At 47.0% G+C, this 6,988-nt stretch carries 4 protein-coding genes; 3 read left to right on the plus strand and 1 reads right to left on the minus strand.

Annotation, left to right across the window (positions count from 1 at the left end):
* The first annotated feature begins 224 nt into the window (after positions 1-224).
* Positions 225-2,846, plus strand: coding sequence for an alpha-L-arabinofuranosidase C-terminal domain-containing protein (locus E2R66_RS02045; protein WP_133229352.1), 2,622 nt, complete (start codon positions 225-227; stop codon positions 2,844-2,846).
* A gap of 74 nt (positions 2,847-2,920) precedes the next feature.
* Here the strand turns inward: E2R66_RS02045 and E2R66_RS02050 are convergent, their stop codons facing one another.
* Positions 2,921-4,126, minus strand: a complete 1,206-nt coding sequence (locus E2R66_RS02050) for an alkaline phosphatase family protein (protein ID WP_133229350.1) — start codon at positions 4,124-4,126, stop codon at positions 2,921-2,923.
* Positions 4,127-4,419: 293 nt separating this feature from the next.
* Between E2R66_RS02050 and E2R66_RS02055 the strand changes: the two genes are divergently transcribed.
* The gene (locus E2R66_RS02055) at positions 4,420-4,839 is read left to right on the plus strand and encodes a (R)-mandelonitrile lyase (protein ID WP_133229348.1); all 420 of its coding nucleotides are present in this window, start codon (positions 4,420-4,422) and stop codon (positions 4,837-4,839) included.
* A 68-nt stretch (positions 4,840-4,907) separates the two neighbouring features.
* Entirely contained in the window at positions 4,908-5,891 is a 984-nt protein-coding gene (locus E2R66_RS02060; protein WP_133229346.1) for an aldo/keto reductase, read from the plus strand.
* Positions 5,892-6,988 lie beyond the last annotated feature (1,097 nt).

Consider the following 6,988-nt stretch of genomic DNA (forward strand, 5'->3'; position numbering starts at 1 on the left):
TGGAGTTAATTAGCACGGGCAATAATCTGAGCGTGCTTTAAGACTCGGAAAGTTCCAGGAGTTGAGTCGCCCTTTTTTCAATATTTTAAGTGTTTATTTTACAATTAATAAAATATGCGCATATTTGATATCAATTTATTTGCACCAATTATAAATTAGCTTCCGTGCTGTAGGGCAGCCGGAAGAAACCCGTGACGATTATTGAACTACCAAATATTGACCTAATGCATATTAAAAAAATAAAATATCATGCAATTTTCCTGGTGCTTTTTGCCGTTTCTGTTTTGCCGGTGACCGCAAAGGCTACCGAACGGCCGGCGCAACCCGATTCGGCATATCTTTTTGCTTACGCGTCGGCCAAAAATAATCACGATGCAGGCTTGCAGCTAGCCTGGAGCGTGGATAAAACAAAGTGGGAAAGCATAGGCACTAACTACGGTTTCGTAAAAAGCGACTACGGCCCATGGGGCAGGGGTAAAAAAATGTTCAACCCCTTCCTTTTCCGCGATAGGGCAGGGTTGTGGCACTGCGTATGGGGCCTCGGCAGCGATATACGTGCTTTCGCCCACGCTGCATCTGTAGATTTAATCAATTGGAAAAGGCAAAGCTATCCCGCAATTACTAAAGGTGATGCATTCCTGAACACATCGGTTACGTACGATGCAGCGCAAAATACCTACCATATAAACTACTCAGATAAAAAAGGTAAGCACTATCGGATCAACACTGTAGATTTTAAAGCATATTCCGCTTCGCAGGAGGTTCCGGATGCGGCAGCTGTAAATCAGCCTCAAACCCTTAACCTTGCAGAAGGGGCCGAAACAGGCAATATCGCTTTGGTTGCCAGGCCGGTACTGGATAAGCTGGTAAATACCTTTAAACAACGCCAGCGGGCCGGTGCGTTAAATAGCGAAACCTTGCGCAAGGATAGCGCAACATATTCCGGTCTTAAGCCCTTGAGTATTTCGATAAAGCCGCTGCCTGCTACCGCGAAACCCATAAGCGATATGCTCATCGGGATATTTTTTGAGGATATTAACTATGCTGCCGATGGTGGGCTGTATGCCGAAATGATACAGAACCGCGATTTCGAATACGCACCAGCGGACAAATCCGGCCGCGATGCCAATTGGAACAGCACCTATGCCTGGAAAGTGCAAGGCGATGGCATCAGTTTAAAAATTGACTCGGTTGCGCCAATAAACGCCTATAACCAGCATTACGCTCAGCTGAGCGTGAACAAACCCGGCGGCGTGCTGTACAACACCGGTTACGATGGCATTGCGCTGAAAAAGGACGGCAAGTATAACTTCACCTTCTTCGGCAAAGCCGATGGCGCTTCGCCCCGAAAAATAAAAGTTAAACTGGTTAGCGCAAAGCAGGGCGTAGTGGCGGAAGCAGTGATCAAGCTAACATCAACAGGGTGGAAGAAGTGGGGTACTACACTGGTACCAGCAGCAACGGTGACGGATGCCGCGCTGTATATCGAACCGCTTTCGTCAGGGAAGCTTGCACTCGATATGGTATCGCTGTTCCCGGCGAATACCTACAAGAACCGGCCAAACGGCATGCGCACCGACCTGGCCGATGCCATAGCCGATATCCATCCACGCTTCGTGCGCTTCCCCGGCGGCTGTGTTGCCCACGGCGATGGCCTCGATAACATCTACCGCTGGAAAAATACCATCGGCCCGGTGGAGACCAGGATACCGCAGCGCAACCTTTGGGGCTACCATCAAAGCGCAGGGTTGGGCTTTCACGAATATTTTCAGTTTTGCGAGGATATTGGCGCCGCGCCTGTGCCGGTTATAGCCGCAGGCGTGCCCTGCCAAAACTCATCAACCGGTGGCGATGGCCAGCAAGGCGGCATCCCTATGGCAGATATGCAGGCCTACATACAGGATATCAACGACCTGGTTGAATACGCCAATGGCGCCGTAACTACCACCTGGGGTAAAAAGCGGGCACAGGCAGGGCACCCCAAACCATTCAACCTTAAGTACGTCGGCATCGGTAACGAGGATTTAATTTCGGATATTTTCGAGGTCCGGTTTAAGATGATATTTAATGCACTGGCCAAAAGCCACCCCGAGATAACTGTGATCGGTACGGTTGGTCCCTTCCACTCGGGTACCGATTTTGTGGAGGGCTGGGACGTAGCGGGCAAACTCAAAGTGCCCGTTGTTGACGAGCATTATTACGAGAGCCCGGGGTGGTTTATCAATAACCAAAGCCGTTACGATAGTTACGACCGTACAAAATCTAAAGTTTACCTGGGCGAATATGCGGCTCATGCGCCCGGTGGCCAAACCAATTTAGAAACAGCGCTGGCCGAGGCACTTTATCTAACCTCGCTGGAACGGAATGGCGATGTGGTAAAAATGGCATCTTACGCACCCTTGTTGGCCAAAGAAAACCACACACAATGGAACCCGGATATGATTTACTTCAACAATACGGAAGTTAAGCCTACTACGGGCTATTATGTGCAAACCATGTTCGGTAAAAATGCAGGCGATATTTATATGCCATCGGCAGTTACCCTGAGCGATACCGCTACTTCCGTGAAAAAGCGCATCGGTATCTCGGTTGTAAAAGATAAGCAAACCGGCGATGTCATCATCAAGATGGCCAACCTGCTGCCCGTTGAAGTGAACGCGGGTATTGACCTTAGCAGTTTCCCGGCTTTATCGGCAACGGCCACTAAAAGCGTGCTTACAGGCAATCTGGCCGATAAATTCCTGAAACCAGGCACTACGCAGATAAAAGCACCGAAGCAATTAACCCAAACGCTGCCAGCCTATTCTTTTACTGTTATAAGGATACCCGCAAAACCGTTAAAATAGCTATTGCTATTAACCTTTGGCCTGCCTTGCGAAAATTGAAACAGCAGGGCAGGCTAAACAAATGGGCCGGTGTGCTAATTGCGGTACAGCCAGGCGGCCAGCAGGTAATTGTATTTGAAATAAGCTGCGTTGGGGGCACTCTTAGCGTTGTAAACGAATAAGGGTACATGCGCTTCATATCCCGAGCCATGGCTGCGGTAGTGTGTATCCAGCTGTTCCGATTCGGTGTTTTCCAGGTAGCCGAATACGGTAGTCTTATCGGCAAGCACCATCAGGTCGCCAATGCGCTCCGGCATCAGGCCGAACCGCTTTGCTGCCTGCGTACGTGTCAATACGGCTTCCACACCTTTTAAAGAGAGGATAGTTTTCTTTACATTTTCGAGATCTTTATTATCGTTCAGGTAAACGTAAGCCGCGCCACCCATCCCTCGGTGGTGCTTTACGTATTTATCCTTTTCCGGCGATATCACAATTTTCACCGGGGTGTTGCGGGCCTGCAGGGCTTTTTCCAAATCCCAGCACAGGCTTTTGCTGTTCAAGCCATGGTCGGCAGTAATCAGGATGGCGGCATCAGGCGCAATTTTCCTCAGTTCGCCAATATATTCGTCTACATGGTGCAGGAAATCTTTGGCGTCGGCACTTTCGGGCGGCCACATATGCATGGGGTAATCGGTGGTATGGATGAAGATGAGGCCCAGATCAGAGTTGTTTTTGATAGTGTATATAGCCGATTTAAAAATCCAATAGGAGATCTCTTTGGAGTAAACATCCGGCGGTGTGCCAAATTCTTTTGCCCATATGCTGCTGCCCGCGCCATCGCATTCAGGGCAAAGGCTGATATCAGCAAAACCGCCCATCAGGTCTATCGTTTTCTTTTTGCAGGAAAACAGGGCCGATTTAACCCCCATGTTTTTTGCCCGCTGGAAAATGGTAGGCGTGAGTATGAGCGCCGGGTCTTCTATGTATTCCTCCTTTTGGGTTTTGGGATTAAAGAATACGTTGCCGGTGATGCCATTCTTTGAGGGCTGGTCGCCGGTGGCAATGGCAATATTGTTTACGTTGGTTACGGCAGGCATCAGGGATGTTACTACGTTGTAAATGCCTGCTTTTTCCAGTTGGTTAAGGTTGGGCATGTCGCTATTTCGGTAATAGTCATTGCCGAAGCCGTCCATCATAATGATGATGGTCCGCTGGGGTTTTGCTGCTGTTTGCGCGCTTGCCGAATGGAAACACAAAAGGACAATGGCCGTGCAAAGGGAAGCGAGGAAGATTTTTTTCATGTTATGGGTTGAGTGCGCGTTAAAAATAAGGTAGCCATACCAGTGTGTATTCAAAAAATTGAAAAGATAACATTACCTTAATACAACGAACTCGCAAGCGGCGAAACTTTAAAAATAAGCTCAGTATTTGATATCAGGAACATGACGAATATCCAGTATTGGTTTTTAGCACGGATAGGTATAAAGCTGTTTGAATGTTGTAAGTTTTTGTTTGATTAGTGATAACGACTACCCTCGTGTTTGTCTAACTTTATATTTATCTATCATTGTACTTAAAGTAAGAACATTAAATAATGAGCACAGCAGATCATCAACAAACAGATTCCATTTTTCCGCAGGGTGATAGTGCCCCGGCTGATTATTTTACAGGGCAGGCCTGGGTAAAAGTTTTGGTACCTAACGATACCACTTTTAACAGCGTAATAGGCAATGTAGTATTTGAGCCGGGTACACGCAATAACTGGCACACCCATCCCTGCGGGCAAATTTTGCTTTGTACCGAAGGCATTGGCTATTATCAGGAAAAAGGCAAAACTATTCAGGTATTGCACAAAGGCGATGTGGTTACGATAACACCCGATTTGGTGCATTGGCATGGCGCATCGCCCGATAGCTGGTTTACGCACATTGCTGTCAGTACCAATACACAAAAGGGGGTAGTGGATTGGCTGGATAGGGTTACCGACGAAGAGTACTACGGTCTTATAAAATAAGGTCGGCGGCAACATACTGACGCGACGTAGTAATATATATAGATAAACCTTAAGAATAAACTAACATTATGGAGAAAAGGAAACTAGGTACCGGTGGTCTGGAGGTATCGGCGATAGGGCTCGGCTGTATGGGCTTGAGCTTTGCGTACGGCCAGGCTACCGGCACTAAAGATGCTGTAAAACTACTACGTGCTGCTTTTGAGCGCGGGGTGACTTTTTTTGATTCTGCCGAAGCTTACGGCCCCTACGCCAATGAAGAATTGTTGGGTGAGGCACTGCAACCCTTCCGCAATGAGGTAGTAATAGCTACCAAGTTCGGTTTTAAGGATGGCTTTCCTGCCAACGGCCTGGATAGCCGCCCCGAAAACATCCGGGCCGTTACCGAGGGTGCGCTTAAACGACTTCGAACCGACCGTATAGACCTTTTATACCAGCACCGCGTAGACCCCAACGTGCCAATAGAAGAGGTTGCCGGCACCGTGAAGGAGTTGATAGCCGAGGGCAAAGTGAAATGCTTCGGCATGTCAGAAGCTGGTGCGCAAACCATTCGTAAGGCACATGCCGTGCAGCCATTAGCTGCGCTGCAAAGCGAGTATTCGCTTTGGTGGCGCGAACCTGAGAACGAAATCCTCCCCACCTTGCAGGAATTAGGTATCGGCTTTGTACCGTTTAGTCCGCTGGGCAGGGGCTTCCTTACCGGTGCTATCAACGAAAATACCATATTCGATAAAAACGATTTCCGCAACAACCTACCTCGGTTTGGTACTGATGCGCGCAAAGCCAACCAGTCCCTGGTAGATTTGTTGGGCCAAATAGCCGCCCAAAAGAACGCAAGCCCGGCACAGGTGGCGCTGGCCTGGCTGTTGGCGAAAAAACCATGGATAGTACCTATCCCGGGGACAACCAAATTGCACAGGCTGGAGGAGAATCTCGGCGCAGCAGGATTGGTACTAACGGCTGATGATCTTAGTCAAATAGAAGTTGCGGCGGCTAAGATTACGATAGAGGGCGCGCGTTACCCCCAGCAAATGCAAGCCACCGTAGGTAAATAGGCATTTGCAGTGTAGGACAAAATTGGGACAAACGCCCGCTCTGCACTTTTGAGGCGGATAGTATCAGATAGTTTTTCACCTTTGTGCTTCATTCGTAAGCGTCGCTTACTATTGTGATAAGGTTTAGGTTAAAGCCCCCAGGCAGCGAGTGCGAGGGGGCTTTTTTTAGCCATCTTGGGCCGTTATAGGTAATCAATGTCGTTTTTGGGGAATCATATTAATCTATTCGTGCTATACTAGCCATATAGATGTTGTAATAACGCTACCCGTAAATAGGCGCCTTTTGCACGCATGCAGCAGTAACACCCGGTAATAACTACTCAATATGGCCTTTACGGGCAAATAAGATGAAATTTTATGGCTCATCTACAGCGTGTTAAAACTACACTAAGCAAATTATACGTAAAGCATTTGCAAAAGCAAAAAAGCTACGTACCTTTGCAGCCCGCAAACGAAATAGCGGGTTGTTCTCTGAAAAAATAAGCAGCTAAAAATTAAAAAATAAAGTTTGCAAATTCAACAAAGGTTAATACCTTTGCAGCCCGCAAAAGAGGTAACAAAATTGCGGTTGTACATTGAAAAGCAAGCTTGAAAAATTAAAAAATAAAGTTTGCGAATTAAAGAAAAGTAAGTACCTTTGCAGCCCGCCAAATTGGTAACAATCAGCGAGTTGAAAAACGAAAAACAAAGCATAACTTTTATAAAATAAAGTTTGCAAGTAACAAAAAGTTTTCTACCTTTGCAGTCCCAAAACGGGGAAGCGAAATCTGAAAAGAAAGTAGAAAAAGAAGCCGAGAGCGAATCGAGGCGAAACAAAATAATGAAGGCAATATCATCGCAAGATGAGTAAAGCATATAGGATGTCTGCGACAGACATTCCGAATAAGTTCTTAAAAGAGATAGAAAATGAAATTATGCAGCGTAACGACCGGAGGGTTGTTAAAGCTGAGGAAAAGAAGCTTGAGATTGATAGAGGGATAATGTAAGAGAATATTTTTTTTTACAAGTTTCTATTGATTGAGTTTAATAGGGCTTGGATTATAACAACACATTATACAATGGAGAGTTTGATCCTGGCTCAGGATGAACGCTAGCGG

The organism is Mucilaginibacter psychrotolerans, assembly GCF_004519315.1.
Lineage (GTDB): Bacteria > Bacteroidota > Bacteroidia > Sphingobacteriales > Sphingobacteriaceae > Mucilaginibacter > Mucilaginibacter psychrotolerans.